The following is a 26,621-nucleotide window of genomic DNA, read 5'->3' on the forward strand; positions in this document are numbered from 1 at the left end:
TTGAATATATTCGGTAAAATCAAGATTTCACGTGACCCTGGACAATAGTTTGATGGAGGATATCCGTCTTTATTGCAATCCACCTTTGACCATCATAGCCTGGGCTGATTTACCTGGTTACAGGAAATCCGGAAAGCAAGGCATCAGGTCTTGCGATGGAATCACGAATTCATTAGGCACGGCATATTCCACGCCCTCTGCAAGAAGTCCGATACCTTTTTACTCAGGAAACTCTCCTCCATCTACCTGTCATATTTTGGGTGATTATTCCCCTGATACTTCTTTGATGATAGTGACAACCATTTCAGCTAGCTTCGTTAATTCCTCAACTGGGATTCTTTCATTCGTAGTATGGATATCTTCATAGCCCACTGCGAGATTGACAGTAGGGATGCCAAAGCCTGCAATGACATTCGCATCGCTTCCTCCGCCGCTTTTAACCAGCTCGCAAGGACGGCCGATTTTCTCTGCTGCCTTTCTTGCGATTTCGACTACATGATCACCAGCACCATATTTAAAACCAGGATACATGACGTTAACTTCAACTTCAGCACGTCCGCCCATTTCAATGGCTGCAGTCTCGAATGCCTCTTTCATTTTCGCTACCTGTATTTCCATTTTTTCAGGAATCAAAGATCTTGCTTCTGCAAGGATTTCAACATGGTCACAAACAATATTGGTTTGCTGTCCCCCCTGGAAACGTCCGATATTGGCTGTCGTTTCCTCGTCGATTCTGCCCAATGGCATTCTAGAGATTGCTTTGGCAGCGATCGTAATGGCCGAAACGCCTTTCTCAGGAGCTACACCAGCATGAGCAGTCTTGCCTAAAATGGTTGCAGATACTTTCGCCTGAGTAGGTGCAGCAACAACCACATTTCCCACTTTTCCATCACTATCAAGTGCAAAACCGAATTTAGCCGTTACAAGGGAGCGATCCAATGCCTTTGCCCCAACCAAGCCAGATTCTTCACCTACTGTAATGATGAATTCAATTGTACCATGTTCGATATTCTGTTCTTTCAACACTTTAAGCGTTTCTAACATGACCGCTAATCCAGCTTTGTCATCCGCACCTAAAATGGTCGTTCCGTCTGACACTATGTATCCATCCTTGATGGAAGGCTTGATTCCATTACCCGGTACAACCGTATCCATATGGGATGTGAAATAAATGGTATCCACGCCTTCTTTCATTCCTTTTAAAGTACATACTAAATTCCCTGCACCATGACCGGTAACTGCTGTTGTATCATCTTCAAAAACCTCTACACCCAGTGCCCCGAATTTTTCTTTCAGCACTTTGGCGATGGCTGCTTCATTTTTCGTTTCGGAATCAATCTGCACCAATTCCATAAATTCTTTAACTAAACGTTCTTCATTTATCATAAAATAAAACCTCCAAAAAAGTTTTCCTCTTTAATTATACTTCTAAAAGCGGCGCCCCGGCAAATAAAGTGAAAAGGAAGGCCCCAGAATGGCATGCTGGCCATTTCCCTGCCAAAATGTGAATGATGGCTTATAAATGGTTTTCTTTTTAATGATATCTTCCCCAGTATGGAAAGGAGCCCAAAAAAGATAATTTGGGCTCCTTGTAATGTTGGACCGGATCACAACGGAATATTTCCGTGTTTTTTCCATGGCCGGTTTTCTTTTTTGTTGCGCAGCATATCAAGAGATTGAATGATCTTAATCCTGGTTTCACGGGGATCAATTACATCATCCACCATTCCAAGACTTGCGGCAACATATGGATTGGCGAACTTCTCACGGTATTCTTCAATTTTAGCTGCACGTGTCGCTTCCGGATCTTGGCTATTTTGAATTTCCCGGGCAAAAATGATATTTGCCGCTCCAGCAGATCCCATTACAGCGATTTCAGCATTCGGCCATGCAAACGTCAGATCCGCACCGATGGATTTACTATTAAGAGCAACGTAAGCTCCTCCGTACGCTTTACGCAGAATGATCGTCAATTTTGGTACTGTTGCTTCCGAATAAGCATATAGCAGCTTTGCACCATGGCGAATGATCCCGCCATGTTCTTGTTTAACGCCCGGGAAAAACCCTGAAACGTCTTCAAATGTAATTAGCGGAATGTTGAACGAGTCACAGAAACGAATAAAACGGGCAGCCTTATCTGATGAATCAATATCAAGTCCCCCAGCCAACACCTTTGGCTGGTTACAGACAAGCCCCACTGATTTCCCTTTGATACGCGCCAAGCCGACCACTATGTTTTTCGCAAAGCCCTCTTGAACTTCCATAAAGGAATCCTCATCGACAACCTGCTCCAATACTTTCCGAACATCATATGGACGGATCCCTTCATAAGGGACTACATCCGTTAAGTCCGGACGGTAGTCATCTCCTTCGTCGGCTTCCAAAACCGGCGGCTTCTCTTCATTGTTTTGTGGAAGATAACTCAGGAGACGTCTAACGTCCGCCAATACTTGCTCCTCAGATGCTCCCTTGAAATGGGCATTACCGCTTATGGTATTATGTACTGCCGCTCCACCCAATCCTTCAGATGAAATCTTTTCCCCTGTAACCGTTTCAATGACTTTAGGACCTGTTATGAACATTTGGCTCGTTTTTTCAACCATGAAGACAAAGTCTGTTATGGCTGGGGAATATACGGCTCCACCTGCACAAGGTCCCATAATAACCGAAATCTGTGGTATGACCCCTGAATAAATGGAATTCCGGTAAAAAATTTGGCCATATCCGTCAAGCGAAACCACGCCTTCTTGAATACGCGCCCCACCAGAATCGTTTAAACCTATGAAAGGGGCTCCATTCTCCGCTGCCAAATCCATAACATTGGCAATTTTCAGAGCATGCATTTCACCGAGTGCCCCGCCAAAAACAGTAAAATCCTGTGAAAACAGATAAATATCACGGCCGTTGACCTTTCCGTAACCGGTGACAACCCCTTCTCCTGGCCCTTCTTCCTTTTCCATGCCAAAATTGGTATTACGGTGTTTGATAAAAGGATTAAGCTCTATGAAAGTACCCGGATCAACTAAAAGTTCAATTCTTTCCCTTGCAGTAAGTTTGCCCTTTTCATGCTGCTTATCGATTCTTTCTTCTCCGCCGCCCATTTCCACTTTGCGGCGTCTGTCATATAGGTCATTGATCGTATCGTATATGTCTGTCATTCCTGCTCCTCCTTTGATACTGCTTGTTCACAAAGCTCATATAATACACCCGCGGTAGACTTGGGATGAACGAAAGCAACATCCGCATTGTGTGCTCCCTTTCTTGATGAATCATCAATCATCCGCAATCCAGATTCTTTGATTTCTTTTATTCTCTCTTCGATGTCATCGACGCCAAGTGCCACATGATGAATCCCTTCACCGCGTTTTTCGATGAATTTGGCGATTGGACTTGCCGGTGACAACGCTTCCAACAACTCCAAACGGGTATTGCCTGCCAGGATGAAGGCCACTTTCACTCCTTGGCTCCCAACTGTCTCGATTCCTTCAAGTTTCAATTTCAACGTTTCCGTGTAAAGTGGCAAGGTCTCCTCCAGTGACTTGACGGCAATACCTATATGATCGATATTTTTAATCATCATAAAACCCCCATGCTATGTATTATTGGATGACTCCATTAGAATACTACTAATCTTGCATTAAAGCCTTTTAAGATTCGGAATAATATGAACATTATACTTTTACTTGTTTCTACTAAATGTTCAAGTTAAAATAAAATCAATTAAACTGTTTTAAGGGAGAGAGCATATGGGAAACAAGAAAGTCAGAAAAATCGTCGTGTATTTAATGCTTATCTCAATGTTATTAATGAGCTTATTATCAGGTATCGCATTTCTTTTGTAATAGAAACCGTTGGGAGGGGAGCAAAGCTTCCCTCTCTTTATTTTATCGCTCCATTTTTCTTTGCCAACGTTTCGAAATCCTCGTTCGATATGGTGATCAAAACTTTAGTGCCGATGGGGACTTTTTCGTACAAACGCTCTACATCGGATTTATGCATCCGTACACAGCCATTTGAAATGTATTTACCAATTGATGATGGATTATTCGTACCATGAATGCCGTAAATCCTCCCATCGGTATTTCGTGCATCGAATCCAATCCACCGCGACCCCAGAGGGTTCCTGGGATCGCCGCCAGGAATATTTTTTTTCCGGTAATATGGATTGACTGCCTTTACCTTGACCGTGAAAATCCCTTCGGGTGTAAGTTCCTGACTCTTTCCCGTACCGACCGGCAGAATTTCCTTGACCTCATTATCATCAATGAACGCCAATTTATTGTTAGCTTTATTGATGATGATAAACGGATCGCCAGGCTTAACCGATTGAGGTTGGGCCTGTACCTGCAACGGCCACAAAAGTAGCATAAGCAACAAAGAAAGAATCCATTTCATGTTGTATCATTCCTTCACTTTTTTGCTTAGTTTAAGCCAAGTGCCTCTTTTTCATTCGGTTGCCTTTCTGCTTGGGTAGTCCCTTGAAGGAATGCTTCAACAATAAATAACGCTCCATTTCCTTCATGAGCTGCAGTAATGCGGCCCTGGATTCGAACTCTTCCCTTGTCTGCGGCAGTGCCATTCCCCTAAAATGAATCTCCATTTCTTCAAGCTTCTTCAGATAAAGAATGGCCGTATTTTGTGGGTGGACGTTTTCTGCCAAATCTTCTATAAAATCAGCCACTATTCCGCTTTGCTTTACGACCAATGGAATATTCGTGACAAGGGGCAGAATTCGCTCAATTATTTCAAATTGCTTTTCACGCATTTTGAAATAATGGTAATACAGGTCTTCCTCCCTTAAAAAATGATTTTCCACGTCCCTGAAGGCAAGGCTTTTGGCTTGATTAAGAAGATTGGCCGTTTCGGTGATTTCCTTACCATCCCATGTGTGATCATTATCCCTTAAATAGCGGACAATTCCCATCAAGATCGCACTAAAGTTCGTTTCGATGCTTTCCTGGTAGGCCAGCAGTTTGTCATCGACACTGGGCATGTACAGATTCATGACAAGCGCCACACCAACTCCAACCGCGATTAATATCGTTTCATTGATCAGCAGGGAAAAAGTGATGTCACCCGCCCCGTATAGATGCATGATGATGACGCTGCTCGTCACAATCCCCTCATTAATCTTCAAGGCAACAGCCGTTGGAATGAAAATCAAGAGAATCAAACCTATTATCAGCGGATGGAATGCGATGAAATGAAAGAATAGGGATGCATAGGCCATTGCGATCAAACAAGCTAAAAACCGGTGCCAGGAGGCATACACCGACTTCTTTTTTGTAACTTGAATGCATAAGATCGCAATGATTCCCGCAGCAGAGAAATATTCGAGATTAAGCATTTGTGCAATAATAATTGCCAGGGTGGCCCCCAAAGCAGTTTTAATCGTCCTGTACCCGATTTTAAACATTGTTATGTATCACCCGGCTCTTTCTCTATCTATTATAATACTATCAGGAAATCAGATATTTTTACAGTCCTTTACGAGTTAAATTTCCATTTTTTCTAAATACATTCACACAAAAATACATTATAGGAAAAAAATAAAAAAGGTAACCTAAACGTTACCTTTTTTACAATTATATACTATTTTCTTCAGCTTATAAAACTTTTTCCAAGAAGTCTTTTGCACGCTGGCTTTTCGGATTGGAAAAGAATTCTTCCGGAGCACTTTCCTCAACAAGCAGACCCCCATCCAGGAATAGTACACGATCGGCCACTTCCCTGGCAAATCCCATTTCATGCGTTACGATCAGCATGGTCATCCCCGTATGTGCCAGTGACTTCATAACCTCGAGCACTTCTTTTACCATCTCGGGATCAAGCGCTGAAGTCGGTTCATCGAAAAGGATTACTTCCGGGTTCATTGCCAATGCCCGCGCAATCGCGACCCTTTGTTTTTGCCCGCCTGATAGACGATTAGGATAAGTCGATTCTTTATCGGACAAACCTACTTTGTTCAAGAGTTCACGAGCTTGTTTTACAGCCTCGGCCTTTGATAGTTTTTTCACCTTCATAGGTGCATATGTCAGATTCTCCAGTACGGTTTTATGCGGAAATAAATGAAAATGTTGAAATACCATCCCGACATTTTCACGCACTTTCATGATATTGGTCTTTTTTTCAGTGATGATTTGATCTTTAAACATGATTTGACCATCAGTTGGAGTTTCAAGCATATTGATGCAGCGTAAGAAAGTTGATTTTCCCGAACCGGATGGGCCGATGATTGCTAACACTTCTCCCTGCCCTATCTCGGTGCTGATTCCTTTTAATACTTCGAGCTTACCATAGTTTTTTTTGAGTCCATCAATTTTAATCACTGCGTCTCATTCTCCTTTCAATCACTTTGCCTAAGATGGTGAGAACCATGACCATCACATAATAAATGAGACCGGCAAATAATATCGGCTCGAAGAATTTATATGTCTCACCGCCGACAATATAAGAACGGCGCATGATATCCCCTAATCCAATAATTGTGACAACGGCTGATTCCTTGGTTAAGGAAATCAATTCGTTCACAAGCGATGGCAGGATATTCTTGATGGCCTGCGGAAGGATAATATTTAGCATCATACCTGAATAGGGAACCCCAAGTGCAAGCGATGCCTCTCGTTGGCCTTTATCGACAGCTAAAATGCCTCCCCTGATAATTTCAGAGATGTATGCCGCTGAATTTAGCCCGAATGCTAAAAATGCTGCTTGGAAGGCTTCGATTTGAATCCCTAATATTTGTGGTGAACCAAAATAAATCAGCATTAATTGCAACACCAAAGGTGTACCGCGAAAAATGGATGTATAAAAGTCAGCAATCCAATTTAAGGGCTTAATTCTGCTGATTTTAAGTATAGATAGTAAAATTCCCAAAACAAATCCGATTACGGCCGCTACCGCTACAACCTTTAATGTTGTCGGTATCCCCTCCAGGATATATGGAAGGGAAGGCATAATCCTTTCAAATTCCAGATTCACTCCATTCATCCTCTCTTATGAAGGCCTTTATACCAGGTCCTTCCTCCTGCTTCATTTTATTAACAATAAAGCGCGGAAAAACGTTCAGAAGGCATACTCAATCTCTTCTGAACGCTTTTCATCTCTCTGTATTATTTAGTTTCACTGCCACCGAACCATTTTAATATTAACTTTTCCATTTCACCGTTCTCTAACATTTTTTTCAACTCGGCATTGAATTCTTCAGTTAACTTGCTTCCCTTTTGGAAAGCGATAGCCGAACCAGCATCTTGTTCACCGGACTCGATCAAATGCCCCACCAAATCTTTATTATCATTCAAGTAGCCTTTTGCAACAGTATCTTCCATGATTACGGCATCGAAACGTCCTGTTGACATTTCTTGAACAACCTCAGGTATACGATTCCGTTTTTCAATTTTCATCCCGATATCTTGGGATTTATTCAAGTCATTTGCCAATGTCTCCTGAATGGATGCAAGCTGTACGCCTACGGTTTTCCCTTTTAAATCTTCAACAGTTTTGATTTTGCTGTCCTTTGTCGTGATGATCATGTTTTTAGCTGTATAGTAAATATCACTGAAATCGACTGATTGCTCACGTTTTTCAGTTGGAGTCATTCCAGAGATAACGAAATCGACCGATTTATTTTCCAGAGCAGGCACAAGACTATTAAAGTCAATGTCCTTCACTTCAACCTCATAACCTAATTTTTTTCCGATTGCTTTAGCGATATCGATGTCAAATCCTTTAATTTCATCACTTTTAGATGTTTCAACATATTCAAATGGCGGATAATCCGCAGATGTTCCCATTACCAGGACCTTTTTGCCGTCTGTACCTGCTGTGTCCTTATCTTCTTTCCCCGATGTTCCGCATGCTGCTAAAATACCTACTAATAAAACAGAAGTAAGCAACAATGCTAACTGCTTTTTCAACTTCATTATTATTCCTCCAAAATGATATTTTCAATTCTCTTGTTATTGAATTTGGTTTAGTTAAAATTTGAATAACTAATATTCATACACTAATGTGTATTTTAACACACTCTTATAATTATTCAATAACGTAAATAATAGATTTATTTTTCAGAATATTACTATAATTCCATTTCTAAATTTTGCGTTTAAAGCTCCAAAGGGAATATACCGGCATCCTTATCTATCTTCTTTCCTAAATGCCCCTGACTTATGCAAAATCCTGTATAAAAAAATCCGCCGAAAGGGCGGTTTTCAGACTGTATTCAAACTTCAAGAAAAGAGAGTTTGACTACGGTTTGTTTCTAAAAAAAACATTCAAGTTGATTTCAGAAATCCGCTCCCTTCCCGACGGCTGTCTGCCAAGCCTCCTCGCGCAAGCGCCTGCGGGGTCTCGGCTAGACAGTTATTCGGAAGGAGTGTCGCATATATCTTCAATCCAATAAGGATTTCATCCCCTATAAAAAAGGTAACATTCATAAAGGATAGCCAAGTCTTCTTTTTATAATCATGGTTCGGGATGAGACTACTTCCGAACCCCCTTTTGTCGTCAAACTAAAACCCGCCGATTGGCGGGTTTTTTAGCTATGGCTATGGGCTTACACTTCTTCGCAATATTGATCGAAGTAGTCTTGTAATTTTTCTACTACAGACATCGGGTGGTGCCCTTCAATCTCATGACGCTCTATCATGGTGATGATTTTTCCATCCTTCAGCAATGCAAATGATGGTGATGACGGCGGATACCCTTCGAAATAATCACGGGCTTTTTCCGTCGCCTCTTTATCTTGCCCAGCAAAAACGGTTACAAGCTGATCTGGGCGTTTATCATTATGGATTGCATGAGCAGCTGCAGGTCTAGCAATTCCCCCAGCGCAGCCACAAACGGAGTTTACCATGACAAGTGTCGTTCCTTTTTGCGCAAATACTTCCTCTACTTCCTCGGGAGTAGTCAATTCTGTATATCCAGCAGTCTTTATCTCATCGCGAGCCTGTTTGACTACGTCGTTCATTAAAAAATTAAAATCCATATTCATGGCATTTGCTCCTTCCAAGTTTTCTCTTCAACCCTATCATAACAATTGCCACTTCTTGATTCAATAAATTTACCTGTTAAAACCGCATAAACCGTTTCGAATGAAATAGAAGCGAGAACCATTTGCGAAATAACTAGGCATACAAAAGGATGGGGCATGCCAGGAGACATTCCACGCTGCCCATCCTATTTCTTTTTTAATTTGATTTAAATGTTTCTGTAAAAGATCCAAAGGCCTGCTTAACAGCAGCAGTGACCGTTTTATTCCCTGACATCACTTGATTCTCGAGTATAGGGAGAAGACCTTTGACGGTTTCATTTTTATAAAACATCGTTTTAAGCTGGTGATCAATCAATGAATAAAGCCATTCCTTAGATTGCATTCTTCTCCGTTCTTGAAAAACACCCGATTCTTTGGTCATATCGGAAAATTCATTCAAAACATCCCAAAGCTCAGGGATTCCTTTACCGGTGATGGCGGAACAAGCATATGCCTTTCCTGCCCATCCCTTTGTTGCAGGCTGAAGGAAGTGCAAGATTCTGCTATATTCGGATTTCGTCCTAATCGCTAGCGGAATATTCTCTCCGTCGGCTTTATTGACCACAATTCCGTCCACAAGTTCCAGAATCCCTTTTTTCATCCCTTGTAATTCATCTCCGGCACCTGTTAGGACAAGGAGCATGAAAAAGTCGACCATACTACGTACTATAGCTTCACTCTGACCGACACCGACAGTTTCGATCAGTATCACATCAAATCCTGCCGCTTCACAAAGCAACATCGTTTCCCTCGTTTTGCGGTGAACTCCGCCTAGAGTGCCTTCGGATGGTGAAGGTCTTATGAAGGCATGAGGGTTTCTTGCCAGTTCCTCCATCCTTGTCTTATCACCTAATATACTTCCGCCATTGATCGAAGAGCTTGGGTCGACAGCTAGAACGGCAACCTTATGGCCCCTGTCACATAAGTAAGTTCCGAACGTCTCGATGAAGGTGCTTTTTCCGGCACCGGGCACTCCGGAAATCCCGATGCGAATCGAGTTCCCTGTATGTGGAAGGATGGCATGCAATAATTCCTGTGCATGATCCAAGTGGTGTGATGCATTGCTTTCAACCAATGTAATCCCTTTAGCTAGCTTGGCCCTGTCCCCTTTTATGATTCCCTCTTTAAGTTCATGGACAGGTATGTTTACATTATGTTTTTTGACGAATTTGCTTTTTGAAGGCTTGTTTTGGCTGGCTGCTAATTCCACACCTGGCTTTAATGAAGAAGCAAAACCTTCCTGATTGTTAAGATCGACCCATTCCGGCTTCTTGTCTTCACTCATTATTGGGCCACTTCCTCATATCCGAGGCGATTGTATATTTCCTGAAGCACTTTCTTCGCTGCCTGTGGTATGACCGTACCAGGTCCAAAAATGGCTGTAGCCCCATTTTCCATTAGGTAATCATAATCCTGTGCAGGGATGACGCCGCCTACGATCACTATTATGTCCTCACGGCCCAAGTTCTTCAGTTCCGTCATAAGCTGCGGCAACAAAGTTTTATGGCCGGCAGCAAGCGAACTCATTCCGACTACATGCACATCATTTTCCACGGCTTGGATGGCTGTTTCTTCCGGTGTTTGAAATAATGGACCGATATCGACATCATAGCCTAAATCCGCAAACCCCGTTCCTACTACTTTAGCTCCACGATCATGACCGTCCTGACCCATTTTAGCCATTAACAATCGCGGCCTTCTTCCTTCATTTTCAAGGAACTCTTCCGTCATGCGGACGACTTCCTCAATTTCCGCTTCTTTTGAGTAGGCCGAGCTATATACGCCGCTGATGGAACGGATCGTTGCTTTGTGACGTCCAGCAACCTCTTCGATCGCATCGGATATTTCACCTAATGAAGCCCGTACTCTTGCAGCTTGCACAGCTAGTTCTAGAAGGTTACCTTCGCCAGTTCTGGCAGCCATGGATAGCGCTTGAAGAGCTTCATCCACCTTTGCCTGATCACGTTTCGCTTTTAATTCGCTCAAACGCTTAAGCTGACTTTCGCGAACTACCGTATTATCAATCTCCAGTATTTCAATAGGATCCTCTTTTTTCAAACGATACTTATTGACGCCCACGATCGTTTCAACTTGAGAATCGATTTTAGCCTGACGCTTTGCAGCTGCTTCCTCGATCCTCATTTTTGGAAGGCCGGTTTCAATCGCCTTCGCCATTCCACCCAGACCTTCGATTTCTTCTATGTGAGCCCAAGCCCGGTCGATTAATTCATTAGTGAGCGATTCTACATAGTATGAACCCGCCCATGGATCGATTACTTTTGTGATCCCGGTTTCCTCCTGCAGATATAACTGTGTGTTACGGGCAATGCGTGCCGAGAAATCAGTTGGCAAGGCAATGGCCTCATCCAATGCGTTCGTATGCAGGGACTGTGTATGCCCAAGTGCAGCCGCATGCGCTTCAATAAGGGTCCTAGCGACATTGTTAAACGGATCCTGTTCGGAGAGGCTCCAGCCTGAGGTTTGGGAATGCGTCCTCAATGCCATCGCTTTATTATTTTTCGGTTCGAATTGTTTCATCAGTTTTGACCAAATGAAACGAGCTGCCCTCATTTTCGCCACTTCCATGAAATAGTTCATTCCTATGGCCCAAAAGAATGAAAGGCGCGGTGCAAATTTATCGATATCAATACCTGCTTTCATTCCGGTACGTGCATACTCAAGCCCATCCGCCAACGTATAGGCAAGTTCGATATCAGCCGGCGCCCCCGCTTCTTGCAGATGATAGCCGGAGATGGAAATGGAATTGAACTTGGGCATATATTTGGATGTATACTCAAATATATCAGCTATGATTTTCATGGACATTTCCGGTGGATAGATATACGTATTTCGAACCATGTATTCCTTTAAGATGTCATTTTGAATTGTGCCTGAAAGCTTATCCTGTGTTACGCCTTGTTCTTCCGCTGTCACGATATAAAATGCAAGAATGGGTAATACAGCACCGTTCATCGTCATTGACACGGACATCTGATCAAGCGGAATGCCGTCGAACAGGATTTTCATGTCAAGAATGGAATCAATGGCAACTCCCGCCTTCCCCACATCACCGACAACGCGTGGATGATCGGAGTCATAACCACGGTGTGTAGCTAAATCAAAAGCAACTGAGAGCCCTTTTTGCCCCATCGCCAGATTACGCCTGTAAAACGCATTGGATTCCTCGGCAGTCGAAAAACCTGCATACTGACGTACCGTCCAAGGACGATTGACATACATGGAAGGATAGGGCCCTCTTGTAAAAGGAGCGATGCCTGGCACACTCTCCATATGCTCCAAATCGCGATTATCTTCCTCAACATAAAGCGGTTTGATTTTTATTTGTTCATTGGTTTCAAACAGAAGATCCTCCATGTTTTTTTCAACTGCTTTTTCGGCTTCCTTTTTCCATGCTTCCACCGTACCTTTAATCTCAGGCTTAGCAGGATTTATAGCAGAAAAATTCGGTCTTTTCATTTTAGTTCACCCCAAGATTCTGCAATAATTCCGATAAAATGGATATTGCATTTGTTTTAACATGGACAAAATCTTTGACTCCGGCTTCATTTAGTGTAATCTCCAATTCTTCTTTTTGCTTGCCGGCACAATAAATAGTGATTTCAGGGAATTGCTTTTTAATTTCTTTAATGGTGGCTGGTGCTAATTCCGAATAGTCAGCATCACTGCCGCAAACACAATAGATAGGGAGCTTGGTCGCAGCTACATAATTGACTGCTTCCTCCACGGTTTGACACCCCTCACTGCCGTTCGTTTCAATACCACCTGCAGCAGCAAGACTTTTAACGAAATCTGCACGAGGTTTAAAGGATTTGAGATTTTTCAAATTAATCAAACCAATAGTTGGAGCCGTTCCACTTATTTCTTTATACTTTTCACTGCGTAGTCTTATCTGTTCGAACTGAATGGATACCCGATTCATGTCAAGTGGGGTAATGCCAACCGGCTTCTCAACGTTCATATATGACACATGGTTATTCCGTGTCGGGGTTTTAATCTTATCAGCGGGATTCGGATAGACATTCGTTCCGATGATGCTTTCTTTTCTGAAAGCCGCATTTTGGACTCTTCCTTGGTAAACTTCAGCTATTTCTTTCTGAAGGGTGCCTTGTTTAATTAGCTCAAGTATCCCTCCAGCTGCATCGATTTCAAGGAATTTTGCCCAAGCCTTTTCAGCCAATTCATCCGTTAGTTGCTCAACATACCATGAACCGCCAGCAGGATCGACCACTGTTGTTATGTTTGTTTCTTCTTTTAAAATCAAGTGAGTGTTACGGGCAATTCTTTCTGAAAAATCATCGGTTTCACCAGTTGCATGTGTGAATGGATGAATTTGAAGGTATTGAATGCCTCCAATAGCTGCAGCGAAAGCTTGATTTGTGGTCCGAAGAATATTGACATGCTGATCATAAAGCGTTTCTGTCAACTCGGAAGTAACGGCATGTATCGCCATTTTAAAATGATCCGATGCCGTTTCGAAAGCTTCTGCAAGTCCTGCCCAAAGCCTTCTGGCAGCCCGCAGTTTAGCGATGGACATGAAGTAATTTGAATCCAAAGCAAAAGAGAATACTATTTTTTTGGAAACCGAAGCAATGGAAAGCCCTTGTTTTTGACCTTCCAATAGATATTGGACGGCAGCCGCTAATCCATAAGCTATTTCTTGTACGGCATTAGCTCCCCCATTATGGTAGACTGCCGTATTAATCAAAATTGTTTTTAAATCCCTGCCTACACTCTGATAATCTTGGATCGTCTTCAGCCAGTCTGCAAAATAGTTATCCGTATCTTCTGGCAGCTGACCGCAAATGAGCCATTCTGCAATGGGATCTTCAGCAATAACGCCTGTCAATTGGGTATTTTGTGCTTCGGCTACCGCCTTGAATTGAGGGAATAATCCTTTTTGTTTCCCCTTTAAGTCAATGAAAACCGGAATTCCTTTTAATGGGATATCCTTAAACAATTTTTCTGCCCTTGCGCCCTCGGCAAGCAATCGTGCAGGGTATGCCACGACATTTTGACCGCGTTTGAATGAAGCCTTCATCTTTTCATTTGCTTCTTCAGCCGTGATACCGCTTACAGGTTGAACGACAAGCCAAGGTTTTTCGTGATATCCCGTTGGGGAAGTTCCTCGGGTGAAAGGGAAAAATCCTGGTAATTCAGCTACTTTTTCCGTTGAATCCTCCGTTTCTGTATAGAGCGGTGATAAAGTGATGCCCTCATATGTATTCGTTTTTAATTTTTCTACACTTTTCCCTTTTAAACTTGTTTCCGCAGCTTCTTTCCACTCTTCAAAAGAAGGCTTAGGAAAGGTTATGTTTTTTACATCTTTCAGTTCCATCTGTAATCGCTTTCTTATCTTCTGCCGCATCATAAGCCCTGTCCTTTCATTGGGAGAACGAACGCTCAGTCAGTTTTGGATAAGAAAACCACCCTCCCGTCAATTTGTTCTGGATTATACTAACATTCTACCATAATTTTCTTTAAATTTAAGACAATAGAAATTAGCAAATCGGTTATTAGGGAAACCACTAGCCTATTTCACCTTTTTTAAATCAAGTACAGCCGCTGACCTGTATTAGAACAGCCCTTAATAAAATAATAGCAAAAATAAAATTTTTGTCGATGTTTTTCTACGGAAAAGAGAAATGACAGGGTCTAAACCTTGGCGAATCAATAACTGCTGGATTAAAAGATGGTCAGGAACCACCCTCGTCACCATAGTCATTGTTTCTATCAAATTTTTTTGAAAAAGGTGATTGGAACGGGTGTGCACGACTCCAGCAGGAATAGCGCGTCCAAGGAAAGACCCCATAGGCACCAAGAGTGCCGAGGGCAACCCGCCCGGGAAATCGAGTGCGGAGTTCCAATTAACGGGCAAATTGTACCAATTAAAAAAACTGTAGGCAAACTCGTTTTTCATCGAGTTTGCCTACAGTCTGAAGGTACAACCTTCCGGTCATCATTTTAGTATATGGAAGTGTTATCTTTGGAAATCTTTTCGATGATTTCTTTAACCCTTGCAAGGAATCGTCCGCATACCAGTCCGTCCAAAACACGATGATCAAGTGATAAACAGAGATTCACCATATCTCGTACTGCAATCATATCATTTATGACCACTGGACGTTTTACAATCGTTTCAACTTGTAAAATGGCCGCCTGTGGATAATTGATGATTCCCATGGACTGGACAGAACCGAATGAGCCAGTGTTATTAACAGTGAACGTACCACCTTGCATATCCTCCGCTTTTAACTTACCGGCCTTCACTTTGGATGCAAGTTCCTGTATCTCCCTTGCTATACCTTTAATTGATTTTTCATCGGCATTTTTAATGACCGGTACAAATAAGGCATCTTCGGTTGCAACGGCTATGGATATATTGATTTCTTTCTTTTGTATGATATTTTCGCCTGCCCACATCGAATTGAGCTCTGGAAATTCCGTAAGAGCTTGAGCAACCGCTTTGACGAAAAAGGCAAAGTACGTTAAATTATAGCCTTCTTTTTGTTTAAACTCGGATTTAAGATTATCACGCAACTTCACCATATTGCTTGCATCAACTTCCACCATCGTCCAAGCATGCGGAATTTCGTGCTTACTTTTCAACATATTGGATGCAATTGCCTTACGGATGCCGGTAACAGGTATTTCCTTGTCCCCAGCCGCAGTCGGCATGTTAGGTACTGGACTGGCTTGACGATTAACTTGAGGTGCGTTCTCTACAGGTGCCGAATCGGATATGGCGGAAGGCTCATCCGCCTTAGGAAGATTCCCTGATTCAACAAGTTTCAGTAAATCTTTACGGGTGATCCGTCCCTCATTTCCCGTTCCTTTAACTTTCGAAAGATCGATTCCATGCTCCTGGGAAAGTTTTAACACAGCTGGCGAATAGCGAGCTTTCCTTGATGGTTCGGCCGACGCTTGCTGCACATCTCTTATAGCAGGTGCATCAACAATTTCCTCACTATGAGAAACTTGCCCAGCATTTCCGTTATCCGTCTTTGCCGCTTCAACTTCAATCGAGCAAATGACTTCGCCGACTGCCAATGTTTGATTCTCATCCGCTTTCAATTCCTTGATGATGCCGGTAAAGGAAGAAGGAACCTCAGCATTTACTTTATCCGTCATCACTTCAGCTAGCGGGTCGTATTTCGTGACATGATCCCCGGGCTTCACAAGCCATTTACTGATGGTCCCCTCTGTGACACTTTCGCCTAGTTGAGGCATCTTCATTAATTCCATAGCCATAATTCGTTCCTCCTTCTTAACAGTCATTAATACTCGGCCAATTCCCTCATTGCTTTTTCCACCTTATCAGGATTGACCATAAATTGTTTTTCCATCGTAGGCGCATATGGCATGGCAGGTACATCAGGTCCGGCCAACCGCTTTACAGGGGCATCCAAATCAAAAAGGCAATGCTCGGCAATGATGGCTGCAACCTCACTCATGATGCTTCCTTCTTTATTATCTTCCGTAACCAGTAATACTTTCCCCGTTTTAGAAGCTGCTTCTATGATAGCATCCTTATCCAAAGGGTAGACCGTACGCAAGTCAAGAACATGTGCAGAAATTCCATCTGCAGCTAATTTTTCAGCTGCCTGAAGGGCAAAATGCACACAAAGGCCATAGGAGATGACAGTAATGTCTTCCCCTTCCCTTTTCACATCCGCCTTACCGATGGGAAGGACATAATCTTCAGTCGGTACCTCACCCTTAATCAAGCGGTATGCGCGTTTATGTTCAAAGAAAAGCACTGGGTCTTCATCGCGAATGGCAGCTTTAAGCAACCCCTTTACATCATACGGAGTGGAAGGCATCACAATTTTCAAGCCCGGCTGATTGGCAAAAATCGCTTCAACCGATTGTGAATGGTAAAGAGCTCCATGAATTCCTCCTCCATACGGAGCACGGATTACCATAGGACAGCTCCAGTCATTATTAGAACGGTATCTAATTTTGGCTGCCTCTGAAACTATTTGGTTAATGGCAGGCATGATGAAATCAGCAAATTGCATCTCAGCTATCGGCCGCAGCCCATACATGGCGGCTCCAATTCCCACTCCTGCAATTGCAGATTCAGCGAGCGGGGTATCGATGACCCTTGCTTCACCGAATTGGTCGTACAAACCATTAGTGGCTTTAAAGACCCCACCTTTTTTTCCTACATCCTCTCCCAATACGAATACACGGGAATCGCGTTCCATCTCTTCCCTCATTGCCATTGTCACGGCATCTATATAAGAAATCACTGGCATTCTATTACCCCCTTACTTTTGTGCATACACATGATTCATAGCACTTTCAGCCTTCGGATATGGAGCATTTTCAGCATAATCGGTTGCTTCATTTACTATCTTCATGACTTCATCATTCATTTGTTTCTCAAGGCCATCATCCATGATTCCCACTTCTTTTAAATACGCTCCAAATGTCATTATCGAATCCTTCGTTTTGGCTTCGGCCACTTCGTCCGCAGTCCGGTAGCTTCGGTCATCATCATCACTTGAATGAGGCGTGAGCCTGTATGAAACGGTTTCTACAAGTGTAGGGCCTTCTCCCCTTCGTGCACGGTCAGCCGCTTCTTTCACAGCTGCATACACTTCCAATGGATCATTGCCATCCACCGTTATTCCAGGCATCCCATAGCCAATCGCCCTGTCGGAAACATTTTCACACGATAGCTGTTTCTCAATAGGAACGGAAATCGCATACTTATTATTTTCGCACATGAAAATGACCGGTAGCTTGTGCACACCTGCAAAGTTGGCCCCTTCATGAAAATCGCCCTGATTGGATGAACCTTCTCCAAACGTTACGAATGTCACCAAATCCTTACCTTCCATCTTCCCTGCAAGTGCAATTCCAACAGCATGCGGGACCTGTGTCGTTACAGGCGATGAACCAGTGACGATCCTATTTTTCTTTTGACCAAAATGACCAGGCATTTGGCGCCCGCCGGAATTGGGATCTTCCTCTTTCGCGAAACCTGAAAGCATCAAGTCTTTTGCGGTCATTCCGAAGGTAAGAACTACACCTACATCCCGATAATAAGGCAGTACATAATCCTTTTGCCGATCCAGCGCAAACGCAGCCCCAACCTGTGCAGCTTCTTGCCCCTGGCAGGAAATCACGAAGGGAATTTTCCCGGATCGGTTTAAAAGCCACATGCGCTCATCAATTCTGCGGGACAAAAGCATTGTCCGATACATATCTAAAACCGTTTCCTCATTTAAGCCTAATTGTTCATGACGTTTTTCTACCATCATAAAACCTCCTGACCTTATTCTTTATGAATGAATGGCACGTCCATCGACAGCAAGGGCCGCCTCTCCGATTGCTTCAGAGAGACTTGGGTGCGGATGAATTGTCTTGCCTATTTCCCAAGGTGTCGCATCAAGCACTTTTGCAAGTCCGGCTTCTGAAATCATATCCGTAACATGTGGTCCGATCATATGAACGCCCAGTATATCATCCGTTCTCTTATCGGCGATGATTTTGACAAAGCCATCCGCTTCCCCGAAAACAAGGGCCTTACCAACTGCACGGAATGGGAATTTCCCAATTTTAAGGTCATAGCCTTCTTTGTTTGCCTGTTCTTCCGTCAAACCGACACTTGCAGCTTCAGGGCTTGAATACACACATTTTGAAATGAGCGAATAATCCAGCCTTTCCGGTTTTTGGCCTGCGATATGTTCAACGGCCGTAATACCTTCATGGGAGGCAACGTGAGCCAACTGGAGACCGCCAATACAATCACCGATTGCATAGATATGTGATTCCTTCGTTTGGAAGAAGTCATTGGTTTCAATAAAGCCTTTTTCTTTCACAATTTCCGTATTTTCAAGGCCAATCCCTTCAACATTAGCTGATCTGCCTACGGAAACCAGCATTTTTTCAGCTGTGAACTCCTCCACCGAACCATTGACTTCTGCAGAAATGGTAACTGAATCATCCGTTTTTAGGGTTTCAGGCAATACCTTCGCACCTGTAACGAATTTGACGCCTTTTTTCTTTAAGAGACGAAGCATTTCACTGGAAATATCATGGTCCTCAGTCGGGATGATTCTATCTGCATATTCCAGCACTGTCACTTCCACACCAAAATCATTGAGCATCGAAGCCCATTCAATGCCGATAACTCCACCGCCTACAATAATCATTGATTTTGGCAGGCTCTCAAGCTTTAGAGCTTCATCCGATGTAAGCACCAATTCCCCATCAATAGCTAAACCGGGCAGTGTCTTCGGACGCGAACCGGTAGCAATGATGACATTCTGAGGAATGAGCATTTCATTTTCACTGCCATTATTCATTTCCACGGAAATTGTCCCAGGCATCGGTGAAAATATAGAAGGACCAAGTATACGCCCTAACCCTTCATAAACCGTTATCTTTCCTTGTTTCATCAAGTGCTGAACACCTTTATAGAGTTGATCGACCACTTTATTCTTTCTTTCCTGCACCTTAAGGAAGTCTACCTTTACATCCCCGGTAACTATACCGAATTCCTCACTTTTCACTGCAGTCTGATAAACTTCCGCACTCCTTAAAAGTGCTTTCGAAGGGATACAGCCTTTATGTAGACACGTTCCGCCGAGCTTGCCTTTCTCCACGACAGCCGTTTTCAATCCTAATTGAGCAGCCCTTATTGCCGCCACATACCCGCCAGTTCCTCCTCCGAGTATAACGAGGTCAAAATCTTCAGCCAAAACCACTCCTCCTCACAAATACATACTATTTGTCACCATTTTTACTTGGCATATGTTTATTACGTTATCCATGTTGAAAATTCCTGTGTTTAAATTAAAAAAACACAGGAATCTATATCTTGTGAAACTACAATCATTTTCTTCCATTCAAGATATGTTTTTCATTTTGCAAGAATTGGCTCCTTGAATTCCTCATGCGGGCAATTCGCTCCTCTGCCATCCTATCCGCTGCTTTATATGTTGGGATTTGATCGCGTTTTGCAATCTCGATGACTCTTTCAATTGTATCATAAACCGTTTCCACTTTCTTAAGGGCTCTTTCCCGATTATATCCTAAAAGCTCATCGGCCACGTTTATGACTCCACCTGCATTAATTACATAATCAGGTGCATATATAATACCTTTTTCATGAATTTGATCGCCATGAACAGGTTCCTTTAATTGATTATTGGCCGCACCAGCAATGACCTTCGCCTTGATTTGATTGATTGTATGATCATTTATGACAGCCCCTAATGCACAAGGTGCATAGATATCACAGTCGACTCCATAAATTTCGTCAGGATCAACTGCAGTCGCCCCAAAGGATTCAACCGCACGGGCCACGCTTTCTTTATTGATATCCGTAACGATCAGCTGGGCGCCCTCCTCATGAAGGTGACGGCATAAGTTATAAGAAACATTCCCGACGCCTTGGACCGCAATCACCCTGCCTTCTAAAGAATCAGTTCCGAATGCCTCTTTCGCAGCAGCTTTCATACCGCGATATACCCCATAGGCAGTTACAGGGGAAGGATTCCCCGAAGAACCGAATGCAGGGGAAATCCCAGTGACAAAATCCGTCTCCTCATGAATGAGGTCCATATCCTCAACCGTTGTACCTACATCTTCCGCTGTTATATAACGCCCATTCAGCCCTTGTATATACCTTCCGAAGGCACGGAACATTTCTTCATTTTTATCCTTACGGGGATCGCCGATGATGACAGTTTTTCCCCCGCCTAAATTCAAGCCGGCAGCTGCGTTCTTATATGTCATTCCTCTTGAAAGCCTTAAGGCATCTTCAATGGCATCTTCTTCAGATGCATACGTCCACATCCTTGTGCCTCCAAGCGCAGGTCCTAACGTCGTATCATGAATGGCAATAATCGCTTTTAAACCCGATTGTTTATCCTGACAGAATAACAATTGCTCGTAATCATACTTTTCAAGATATTTAAAAATTTCCATAAAGGAATCCTCCCTAGATGTTTTATTACATATCAGATATGAGAACACTGAATTACTCCTCATTCTTATTTGTTACTACGTTCATTTAAAATAAAATCCGCTACTAGCATGATATATTCCCCACTGGGGAATGGTTCCCGTTAAAGAACCATTCACTTTTAAATATGCAAATAACATGCCAATTAAATACATAATGCGAGCCTTTTTATCCAAATAAAGGAGATGCTGGTTAATATGTTGGGCAACTATAGCCTATAACAAATTCAAAAAAATTTCATGTTAGAAGTGGAGTCTCGCTTAAATTAAAATAAATCAGAAAATTCCACGCAGTTTTTTTCATAGTACGCAATTATTTGCGTGCAAAAATTTTCATAGTTTTAGTTTTTCAATTTTGTAATATAGATTTCTAACTGAAATCCCCAGCGCTTTTGCCGTAAGTGTTTTATTTCCCTTGTGGGCATGGAACGCCTGCTGAATGATTTCGGCTTCATACTGGTCTATTATCTCCGAGAGCGGTTTCCCCGATACGTAGCCAGAAGGCTTCAATAATAATTTCTCCTGTTTTACTGGAATCTCTTCGATAAAATCCGGAATATGTTGTATATCAATGACCGTCTCGTTCAATTTCATGAAAATGATTGCCCGCCCCAAGATGTTTTCCAGTTCCCTGACATTACCCGGCCAGTTGTAAATTTGCATTTTATGTATAGCTGCTGCTGTAATTCCCTCTATGCTCCGTCCATACTCCTGATTGATTTTATTAATCAAATGCTCCGCCAATTCTCTCAAATCTTCTTTTCTCTTTCTTAATGGTGCAATGAAAATAGGCATGCGGTTCAATCTGAAATACAAGTCTTCCCTGAATGATCCGTTTGCGATGGCCTGTTCAAGATTGATATTCGTAGCGGCTATTACCCGGACATTGATGGGGATTGGCTTCGTCCCCCCCACTCTGATGATTTCCTTTTCTTGTAATACCCGAAGTAATTTAGCTTGGATGTTGGCTGGCAATTCACCAATTTCGTCCAAAAAGATACTCCCTTGATTTGCCTCTTCAAAAAAACCGACCTTTCCCCCCCTGCTTGCCCCAGTAAAGGCTCCTTCATCATAACCGAACAGTTCACTTTCAAGTAATGATTCCGAGATGGCTGCACAATTTACCCGTACGAATTTATTGAATTTCCTATCGCTCGCATTATGTATGGCATGTGCAAATAACTCTTTGCCGGTCCCTGATTCCCCTCTTAATAAGACAGTAGCAGGTGTTCTTGCCGATAATTTCGCCTGTTCAATGGGAAGCTTCATCTCTTCGGAAGCCCCAATTATATCATCAAAGGAATATTTAGCCTGCAATGTCCGGATAATCTGTCTTGCCCGATTCAGTTCGTGGGTCAAAGCTTGAATTTCCGATACATCATGAATGACGCCAACGCTCCCTTTCAGGCACCCATCCACAATGATTGGAGCAACATTTACGATCACTTCCTTATGTTTTGGGCCGACACGCATATTGACACCCCGAACAGGTTTTTTTGTCTGAAGCACTTTCATATGCATACTTTCACCTTCGTAAATATCGATGGAAGCCGGCTTACCGATCACTTGGGTCTTTGTTAAGCCGGTGATTCTTGTATATGCCGGATTGATCAAAAGCCCCCTGCCTTGTTCGTCCACAACAGATATGGCTTCATCACTGGATTGAATGATCGCCTGGAGCATCGTCTGTATCTCTTTTAAATCAGTGATCTGCTCTGCCAATTGTACAGCTTCCGTTTTATTCCTAAACATGGAAAAAGCCCCTATGATTTCTTTATCGGCATTCACAAGAGGGATCCTTGTCGTTATGAGTTCCATCCCATTGCTAAGGGTGATTTCCTGATTTACTTCTTTTTGGTTCGTTTGCATAACTGACAGCAAGCCAGTAGAAGGGATGAAATCTTTGATATGTCTGCCAATCACATCTTCACGCTTTGTGTCAGATGCACGTTCCGCACTATCATTGAACATGATGATGAATCCTTCATGATCAATCACCACCATTCCTTCACTGGTCGTATTAAGAATCAAGTCCATTTTTGCCGAGGCATTCTCCAATTTACTTATTAATCGATTTTTCTCTTCAAACAGCTTAGTCATAATGAGGGCAACACTTCCAGGAATGAGAATCGTTTGTTCGCCCATGTCCCTTTTTATCTTTTTATAGACAGATGGATCTCCGGTCGTATCAAAAATGATGTCCAAATCCCGCTCCAATCCCACGCTCCAATCAGTCACTGTAGGAATCCTTCGTTCATTTGCTGCAAGCATCCCTTCAGCAGATTCATTTGTATCAGCCATACAAACAATGGAGAATACTTCACTTTCCGAGAGGAGTTTCAACACGGTTGTCCCTCCCACTCCTCCCCCTACTATCATGACCTTTTGCATGAGCCATCCCCCTTAAGATATAATTACCCCTTTTAATAGATCGTTCCCTGCAATTTTTTTCATACTCCCAACCATTTTACCATATTGGCTCCCTTTAAAAACAGCCACCAACTCCCAGTCATTATCTTGATTCCCGGAACTTGACAAATAATTTATATCCTTTATCATTTTTTAAAGACGGAATTTTCGGAAGGGATTTGACCGCATGAAACGTTTAATCGCTTTTTTGATTCTTTTTATACCCGGAGCCTTTGCTGCCTATGGCATAAAAATAATGAGGGACATGGTATTCGGTATTTTACAGCCTCCCTATCCATTCCTTTGGCTGCAATTTTTAATAGGGCTGCTCATAACGATTGGCGGAATAGCCTTTATCGCCGGCTTCATCCTTCATCGAGACCGAAAACAAAATAAGGTCCAAAGCAGGTTCACTAAATTTTAAACGTAAATAGAAGGTGCCATATCTCATATGGCACCTTCTTTTTTTATCTTGATTTCAATCCTTCTCTGATTCGTACGGCTTCCTCGGGAAAATCGGTAATGATGCCGCTGCACCCCAGTTTGAATAACCGCTTCATCTCTGCTTCTTTATTAATGGTATATGGCCGTACAGGAACACCCATACTCATCGATGCTTGAATTAGTGCATCAGGGGCAACCCTGATATTTGGGTGGATCGCACTACCGCCTATTGCCTTGGCATATATCCACGGCATGTATAGACCATCCCTATAAAGCGGTGCGGTTTCCAATTCAGGGGCCAATTGGTGGCAATTGACCAAACTGCAATGATTGAATGAAGAAAGGATTACCCTTTCCTCCATTTCGTAAGTACGGATGAGCCGGATGACTTTCTCTTCTAAGCCTGGATACAGAAAAAGAGTATTTTTCAATTCAATATTGCAAAAAAGCTGATTATCGTAAAGCCAAATAAACAGTTCTTCAAGCGTCGGAATCTTTTCTTTTCCCAATTTACCCTTATGGGTTGCAGAAGCATTAAGTTTTTTTAACTCCATCAAGGTCCGCTCTTTTACATACCCCGAGGCATTCGTTGTACGATCGAGCTTTTCATCGTGAATGATGACCACTTCCCCATCTTTCGAGAGCTGGACATCCGTTTCAATTCCGTCCGCCCCGACACGGGCAGCTTCTTTGAACGCCGCCATCGTATTTTCCGGATGTGTACCTGCAGAGCCTCGATGCGCAAAGATTAAGGTCATGATGAAACGCCGCCTCTCTCAATAATTGTTATATCCCAATTTATGAACAGAAACAGCAAATTATTTTCATCTAGATCAATCCTTCAATCAAAATGCAGGTGGTTATTTTCTGCATAGAATGTTCCTTTCGTCAGAACACCCAATTTCTTTTCCAAGCTTTTGATTTGCAAGCGGATATCCGGGAAGGACATTTGACCAATCGTAATTTCCCCTCACCTTTTGATTCAGGCATGTCCATGATTGACTTCCATTTTTCGTCCAATTGATATTTGAGGCATCATCCTCTCGAATTGATTTTTTGTTTGTTCGTATTGAAAACTTTTCTCACCCAATCGTCCCGGAGAATTTCATATATATCCAGCTTTTCCTTCATTGATTCAAGTTCCATTATTTTTGATTTATATAAAAGCAAAATCTCATTCAATTCTTCTTTAAAAGATCACGGTTAAATCCCTTCACTATTATTAACGTTTTCCGTTCCATTCGATTCCCGATTACTGCCGCCCTCACTTTCCATTTGCTTCAATCACGCCGCCGATTAATTTCCCCTTCTTTTCAACCGTGAAGATCGGCTTTCAGGAAACTCCCGCTGGTTTTCTGTCCGGTCTTTTAACCACTGCTACCTACTTCGTCTAAAATGATTTGTACCGCTTTTTCGACCAAACAAAAACGCCTTTTATTTATGGGATTTCCTTTAAAATCCAATAAATAAAAGGCGTTTAATTTTTTAAACCGGCGTAAAAATTTTGAAGTTGCCGATTAGAAAAAATCAAGAAGCAACTTCTTCCTGTCCTTTACCTCCAGAACGGAGAGTTCCTATTTATATTTAGCGGCTCTAGCCTTTATATGGTCAATTGTTACCCTGAATCCTTACAACCGGTTTTTCCCTACCCCTGTCAAGAAGCTTTATGTTCTAGGCGCAGCTTATCGGCAACCATGGCAATGAATTCGGAATTTGTAGGTTTTGCCTTAGTCATGCTTACGGTATATCCGAAAAGAGATGATATGGATTCTATATTTCCACGGCTCCAGGCCACTTCAATCGCATGCCGGATAGCACGTTCGACACGGCTGGCCGTAGTATTGTATTTTTTTGCGATATCCGGATATAAAACTTTGGTGATAGAACCCAATAGTTCAATATCATTATATACCATCGATATCGCTTCCCTTAAATACAAATAGCCCTTAATATGTGCAGGCACTCCAATCTCGTGAATGATGCTTGTGATGCTGGCATCGAGGTTCTTCGGCTTGGATTCATTTTGGGGACGATAGCTAAATTGACTATGATTTTTTAAAACCGCCTGCCCTTTACCGCTTACCTGACGTATGTGATTGGCCAGATTTTCCATATCGAATGGTTTCAGGATGAAGTAAGACGCACCCAAATCAACAGCTTTTTTCGTTACATCTTCTTGACCAAATGCAGTAAGCATAATCACATTAGGCATAGCACCCCGTTTTACTTCACGAAGTTTTTCAAGTACACCTAACCCATCCAAATGAGGCATGATAATATCGAGGATCAATATATCCGGGTCAACGCTTTCAAGCATCCCCAGGCAATCTTGACCGTTATGTGCCACCCCAATTACTTCCATGTCTTCCTGTGCAGAAATGTATTCATCCAGAAGGCCAACAAGTTCTCTATTATCATCTACAACGCACACCTTAATTTTTTTCACGCTTGATTTCCTCCTCAACTACAATTGGTCTTTTTTTCTATATGACTAAATTCTATTGTAATTGAACTTTTCGACAATGGAAACTAAATTCCTTTTATTTTTGAAAAAATATAAGGAATTCAATATTATTCTCCGGATATCTCTTGTTTTCGACTTCGTTTGCTATTCGAATAAAGCGATTGTCGAAAAATCTTCATATCGTTATCATTTTATCACATCGTTTCAAAAAAGCCTCTATTTTTTAAAGAAATCAAATTTAATTCCTACCCAAAACCTCTGCTAACCATAACT

The 26,621-nt window shown here is 42.5% G+C and carries 23 protein-coding genes; 2 read left to right on the top strand and 21 right to left on the bottom strand.

Features of this window, described 5'->3' with window-relative positions; translation table 11 throughout:
• Nucleotides 1–264 precede the first annotated feature (264 nt).
• The 3 genes from N0M92_RS04460 to mce form a co-directional block, all read right to left on the bottom strand.
• Nucleotides 265–1,386, bottom strand: coding sequence for a tripeptidase T (locus N0M92_RS04460; RefSeq protein WP_260284644.1), 1,122 nt, complete (start codon nt 1,384–1,386; stop codon nt 265–267).
• A 221-nt stretch (nt 1,387–1,607) separates the two neighbouring features.
• Nucleotides 1,608–3,158 carry an acyl-CoA carboxylase subunit beta gene (locus tag N0M92_RS04465; RefSeq protein WP_192205433.1) on the bottom strand — a complete coding sequence of 517 codons (1,551 nt, stop codon included), beginning with the start codon at nt 3,156–3,158 and terminating at the stop codon, nt 1,608–1,610.
• Nucleotides 3,155–3,580 (bottom strand): methylmalonyl-CoA epimerase, encoded by a 426-nt coding sequence (mce, locus tag N0M92_RS04470; RefSeq protein WP_260284645.1) that lies wholly within the window; start codon nt 3,578–3,580, stop codon nt 3,155–3,157. The genes N0M92_RS04465 and mce overlap by 4 nt, the downstream gene beginning before the upstream one ends.
• Nucleotides 3,581–3,746: 166 nt before the next feature.
• On the opposite strand from mce, the gene prli42 reads away from it, so the two are divergent.
• Nucleotides 3,747–3,842 carry a stressosome-associated protein Prli42 gene (gene prli42 / locus N0M92_RS04475; protein WP_260284646.1) on the top strand — a complete coding sequence of 32 codons (96 nt, stop codon included), beginning with the start codon at nt 3,747–3,749 and terminating at the stop codon, nt 3,840–3,842.
• Nucleotides 3,843–3,879: 37 nt separating this feature from the next.
• Here the strand turns inward: prli42 and N0M92_RS04480 are convergent, their stop codons facing one another.
• From N0M92_RS04480 to N0M92_RS04555, 16 genes are all read right to left on the bottom strand, one after another.
• The gene (locus tag N0M92_RS04480) at nt 3,880–4,395 is read right to left on the bottom strand and encodes a L,D-transpeptidase (protein WP_260284647.1); all 516 of its coding nucleotides are present in this window, start codon (nt 4,393–4,395) and stop codon (nt 3,880–3,882) included.
• Between the two features lie 31 nt (nt 4,396–4,426).
• Nucleotides 4,427–5,416, bottom strand: coding sequence for an aromatic acid exporter family protein (locus N0M92_RS04485; protein WP_260284648.1), 990 nt, complete (start codon nt 5,414–5,416; stop codon nt 4,427–4,429).
• Between the two features lie 190 nt (nt 5,417–5,606).
• Nucleotides 5,607–6,329: an amino acid ABC transporter ATP-binding protein gene (locus tag N0M92_RS04490; RefSeq protein ID WP_260284649.1), complete on the bottom strand. Its 723-nt coding sequence runs from the start codon at nt 6,327–6,329 to the stop codon at nt 5,607–5,609.
• Nucleotides 6,322–6,981, bottom strand: coding sequence for an amino acid ABC transporter permease (locus N0M92_RS04495; protein ID WP_207439437.1), 660 nt, complete (start codon nt 6,979–6,981; stop codon nt 6,322–6,324). The genes N0M92_RS04490 and N0M92_RS04495 overlap by 8 nt, the downstream gene beginning before the upstream one ends.
• 131 nt (nt 6,982–7,112) lie before the next feature.
• Nucleotides 7,113–7,916 (bottom strand): transporter substrate-binding domain-containing protein, encoded by an 804-nt coding sequence (locus N0M92_RS04500; RefSeq protein WP_260284836.1) that lies wholly within the window; start codon nt 7,914–7,916, stop codon nt 7,113–7,115.
• A 638-nt stretch (nt 7,917–8,554) separates the two neighbouring features.
• Nucleotides 8,555–8,992 (bottom strand): BrxA/BrxB family bacilliredoxin, encoded by a 438-nt coding sequence (locus N0M92_RS04505; RefSeq protein ID WP_034308239.1) that lies wholly within the window; start codon nt 8,990–8,992, stop codon nt 8,555–8,557.
• A gap of 196 nt (nt 8,993–9,188) precedes the next feature.
• Entirely contained in the window at nt 9,189–10,316 is a 1,128-nt protein-coding gene (gene meaB, locus N0M92_RS04510) for a methylmalonyl Co-A mutase-associated GTPase MeaB (protein ID WP_260284650.1), read from the bottom strand.
• Complete coding sequence (gene scpA / locus N0M92_RS04515) at nt 10,316–12,508, bottom strand: methylmalonyl-CoA mutase (protein ID WP_260284651.1); 2,193 nt, start codon at nt 12,506–12,508, stop codon at nt 10,316–10,318. The genes meaB and scpA overlap by 1 nt, the downstream gene beginning before the upstream one ends.
• Before the next feature lies 1 nt (nt 12,509).
• Complete coding sequence (locus N0M92_RS04520) at nt 12,510–14,420, bottom strand: methylmalonyl-CoA mutase subunit beta (protein ID WP_260284652.1); 1,911 nt, start codon at nt 14,418–14,420, stop codon at nt 12,510–12,512.
• Nucleotides 14,421–14,636: 216 nt separating this feature from the next.
• Nucleotides 14,637–14,969 (bottom strand): hypothetical protein, encoded by a 333-nt coding sequence (locus N0M92_RS04525; protein WP_260284653.1) that lies wholly within the window; start codon nt 14,967–14,969, stop codon nt 14,637–14,639.
• Nucleotides 14,970–15,013: 44 nt separating this feature from the next.
• On the bottom strand, nt 15,014–16,300 hold the full coding sequence (locus N0M92_RS04530; protein WP_260284654.1) for a dihydrolipoamide acetyltransferase family protein: 1,287 nt from the start codon (nt 16,298–16,300) through the stop codon (nt 15,014–15,016).
• 26 nt (nt 16,301–16,326) lie between these two features.
• Complete coding sequence (locus N0M92_RS04535; RefSeq protein ID WP_101222514.1) at nt 16,327–17,310, bottom strand: alpha-ketoacid dehydrogenase subunit beta; 984 nt, start codon at nt 17,308–17,310, stop codon at nt 16,327–16,329.
• 12 nt (nt 17,311–17,322) lie between these two features.
• On the bottom strand, nt 17,323–18,318 hold the full coding sequence (locus N0M92_RS04540; protein ID WP_192205443.1) for a thiamine pyrophosphate-dependent dehydrogenase E1 component subunit alpha: 996 nt from the start codon (nt 18,316–18,318) through the stop codon (nt 17,323–17,325).
• Nucleotides 18,319–18,342: 24 nt separating this feature from the next.
• Entirely contained in the window at nt 18,343–19,764 is a 1,422-nt protein-coding gene (gene lpdA, locus N0M92_RS04545) for a dihydrolipoyl dehydrogenase (RefSeq protein ID WP_260284655.1), read from the bottom strand.
• A gap of 133 nt (nt 19,765–19,897) precedes the next feature.
• Complete coding sequence (gene bcd / locus N0M92_RS04550; protein ID WP_260284656.1) at nt 19,898–20,995, bottom strand: branched-chain amino acid dehydrogenase; 1,098 nt, start codon at nt 20,993–20,995, stop codon at nt 19,898–19,900.
• 369 nt (nt 20,996–21,364) lie between these two features.
• A complete protein-coding gene (locus N0M92_RS04555; RefSeq protein ID WP_260284657.1) occupies nt 21,365–23,422 on the bottom strand; it encodes a sigma-54 interaction domain-containing protein in 2,058 nt (685 codons plus the stop codon).
• A 205-nt stretch (nt 23,423–23,627) separates the two neighbouring features.
• Between N0M92_RS04555 and N0M92_RS04560 the strand changes: the two genes are divergently transcribed.
• Complete coding sequence (locus tag N0M92_RS04560) at nt 23,628–23,864, top strand: DUF2627 domain-containing protein (RefSeq protein WP_192205447.1); 237 nt, start codon at nt 23,628–23,630, stop codon at nt 23,862–23,864.
• A 43-nt stretch (nt 23,865–23,907) separates the two neighbouring features.
• Here the strand turns inward: N0M92_RS04560 and N0M92_RS04565 are convergent, their stop codons facing one another.
• Nucleotides 23,908–24,642 (bottom strand): glycerophosphodiester phosphodiesterase, encoded by a 735-nt coding sequence (locus tag N0M92_RS04565; RefSeq protein WP_260284658.1) that lies wholly within the window; start codon nt 24,640–24,642, stop codon nt 23,908–23,910.
• Nucleotides 24,643–25,538: 896 nt separating this feature from the next.
• Nucleotides 25,539–26,330 (bottom strand): sporulation transcription factor Spo0A, encoded by a 792-nt coding sequence (gene spo0A, locus N0M92_RS04570; RefSeq protein WP_192205450.1) that lies wholly within the window; start codon nt 26,328–26,330, stop codon nt 25,539–25,541.
• Nucleotides 26,331–26,621: the final 291 nt, after the last annotated feature.

Origin of the sequence: Peribacillus aracenensis (genome assembly GCF_025175645.1) — a bacterium.
In the GTDB taxonomy this organism is placed as follows: domain Bacteria; phylum Bacillota; class Bacilli; order Bacillales; family DSM-1321; genus Peribacillus; species Peribacillus aracenensis.

Bases quoted from the DNA above. Each gene is read 5' to 3' on its own strand.
- N0M92_RS04460 (WP_260284644.1), bottom strand. From the start codon at position 1,386: ATGATAAATGAAGAACGTTTAGTTAAAGAATTTATGGAATTGGTGCAG.
- N0M92_RS04465 (WP_192205433.1), bottom strand. From the start codon at position 3,158: ATGACAGACATATACGATACGATCAATGACCTATATGACAGACGCCGC.
- mce (WP_260284645.1), bottom strand. From the start codon at position 3,580: ATGATGATTAAAAATATCGATCATATAGGTATTGCCGTCAAGTCACTG.
- prli42 (WP_260284646.1), top strand. From the start codon at position 3,747: ATGGGAAACAAGAAAGTCAGAAAAATCGTCGTGTATTTAATGCTTATC.
- N0M92_RS04480 (WP_260284647.1), bottom strand. From the start codon at position 4,395: ATGAAATGGATTCTTTCTTTGTTGCTTATGCTACTTTTGTGGCCGTTG.
- N0M92_RS04485 (WP_260284648.1), bottom strand. From the start codon at position 5,416: ATGTTTAAAATCGGGTACAGGACGATTAAAACTGCTTTGGGGGCCACC.
- N0M92_RS04505 (WP_034308239.1), bottom strand. From the start codon at position 8,992: ATGAATATGGATTTTAATTTTTTAATGAACGACGTAGTCAAACAGGCT.
- meaB (WP_260284650.1), bottom strand. From the start codon at position 10,316: ATGAGTGAAGACAAGAAGCCGGAATGGGTCGATCTTAACAATCAGGAA.
- scpA (WP_260284651.1), bottom strand. From the start codon at position 12,508: ATGAAAAGACCGAATTTTTCTGCTATAAATCCTGCTAAGCCTGAGATT.
- N0M92_RS04520 (WP_260284652.1), bottom strand. From the start codon at position 14,420: ATGATGCGGCAGAAGATAAGAAAGCGATTACAGATGGAACTGAAAGAT.
- N0M92_RS04525 (WP_260284653.1), bottom strand. From the start codon at position 14,969: ATGAAAAACGAGTTTGCCTACAGTTTTTTTAATTGGTACAATTTGCCC.
- N0M92_RS04530 (WP_260284654.1), bottom strand. From the start codon at position 16,300: ATGGCTATGGAATTAATGAAGATGCCTCAACTAGGCGAAAGTGTCACA.
- N0M92_RS04535 (WP_101222514.1), bottom strand. From the start codon at position 17,310: ATGCCAGTGATTTCTTATATAGATGCCGTGACAATGGCAATGAGGGAA.
- N0M92_RS04540 (WP_192205443.1), bottom strand. From the start codon at position 18,318: ATGGTAGAAAAACGTCATGAACAATTAGGCTTAAATGAGGAAACGGTT.
- bcd (WP_260284656.1), bottom strand. From the start codon at position 20,995: ATGGAAATTTTTAAATATCTTGAAAAGTATGATTACGAGCAATTGTTA.
- N0M92_RS04555 (WP_260284657.1), bottom strand. From the start codon at position 23,422: ATGCAAAAGGTCATGATAGTAGGGGGAGGAGTGGGAGGGACAACCGTG.
- N0M92_RS04560 (WP_192205447.1), top strand. From the start codon at position 23,628: ATGAAACGTTTAATCGCTTTTTTGATTCTTTTTATACCCGGAGCCTTT.
- N0M92_RS04565 (WP_260284658.1), bottom strand. From the start codon at position 24,642: ATGACCTTAATCTTTGCGCATCGAGGCTCTGCAGGTACACATCCGGAA.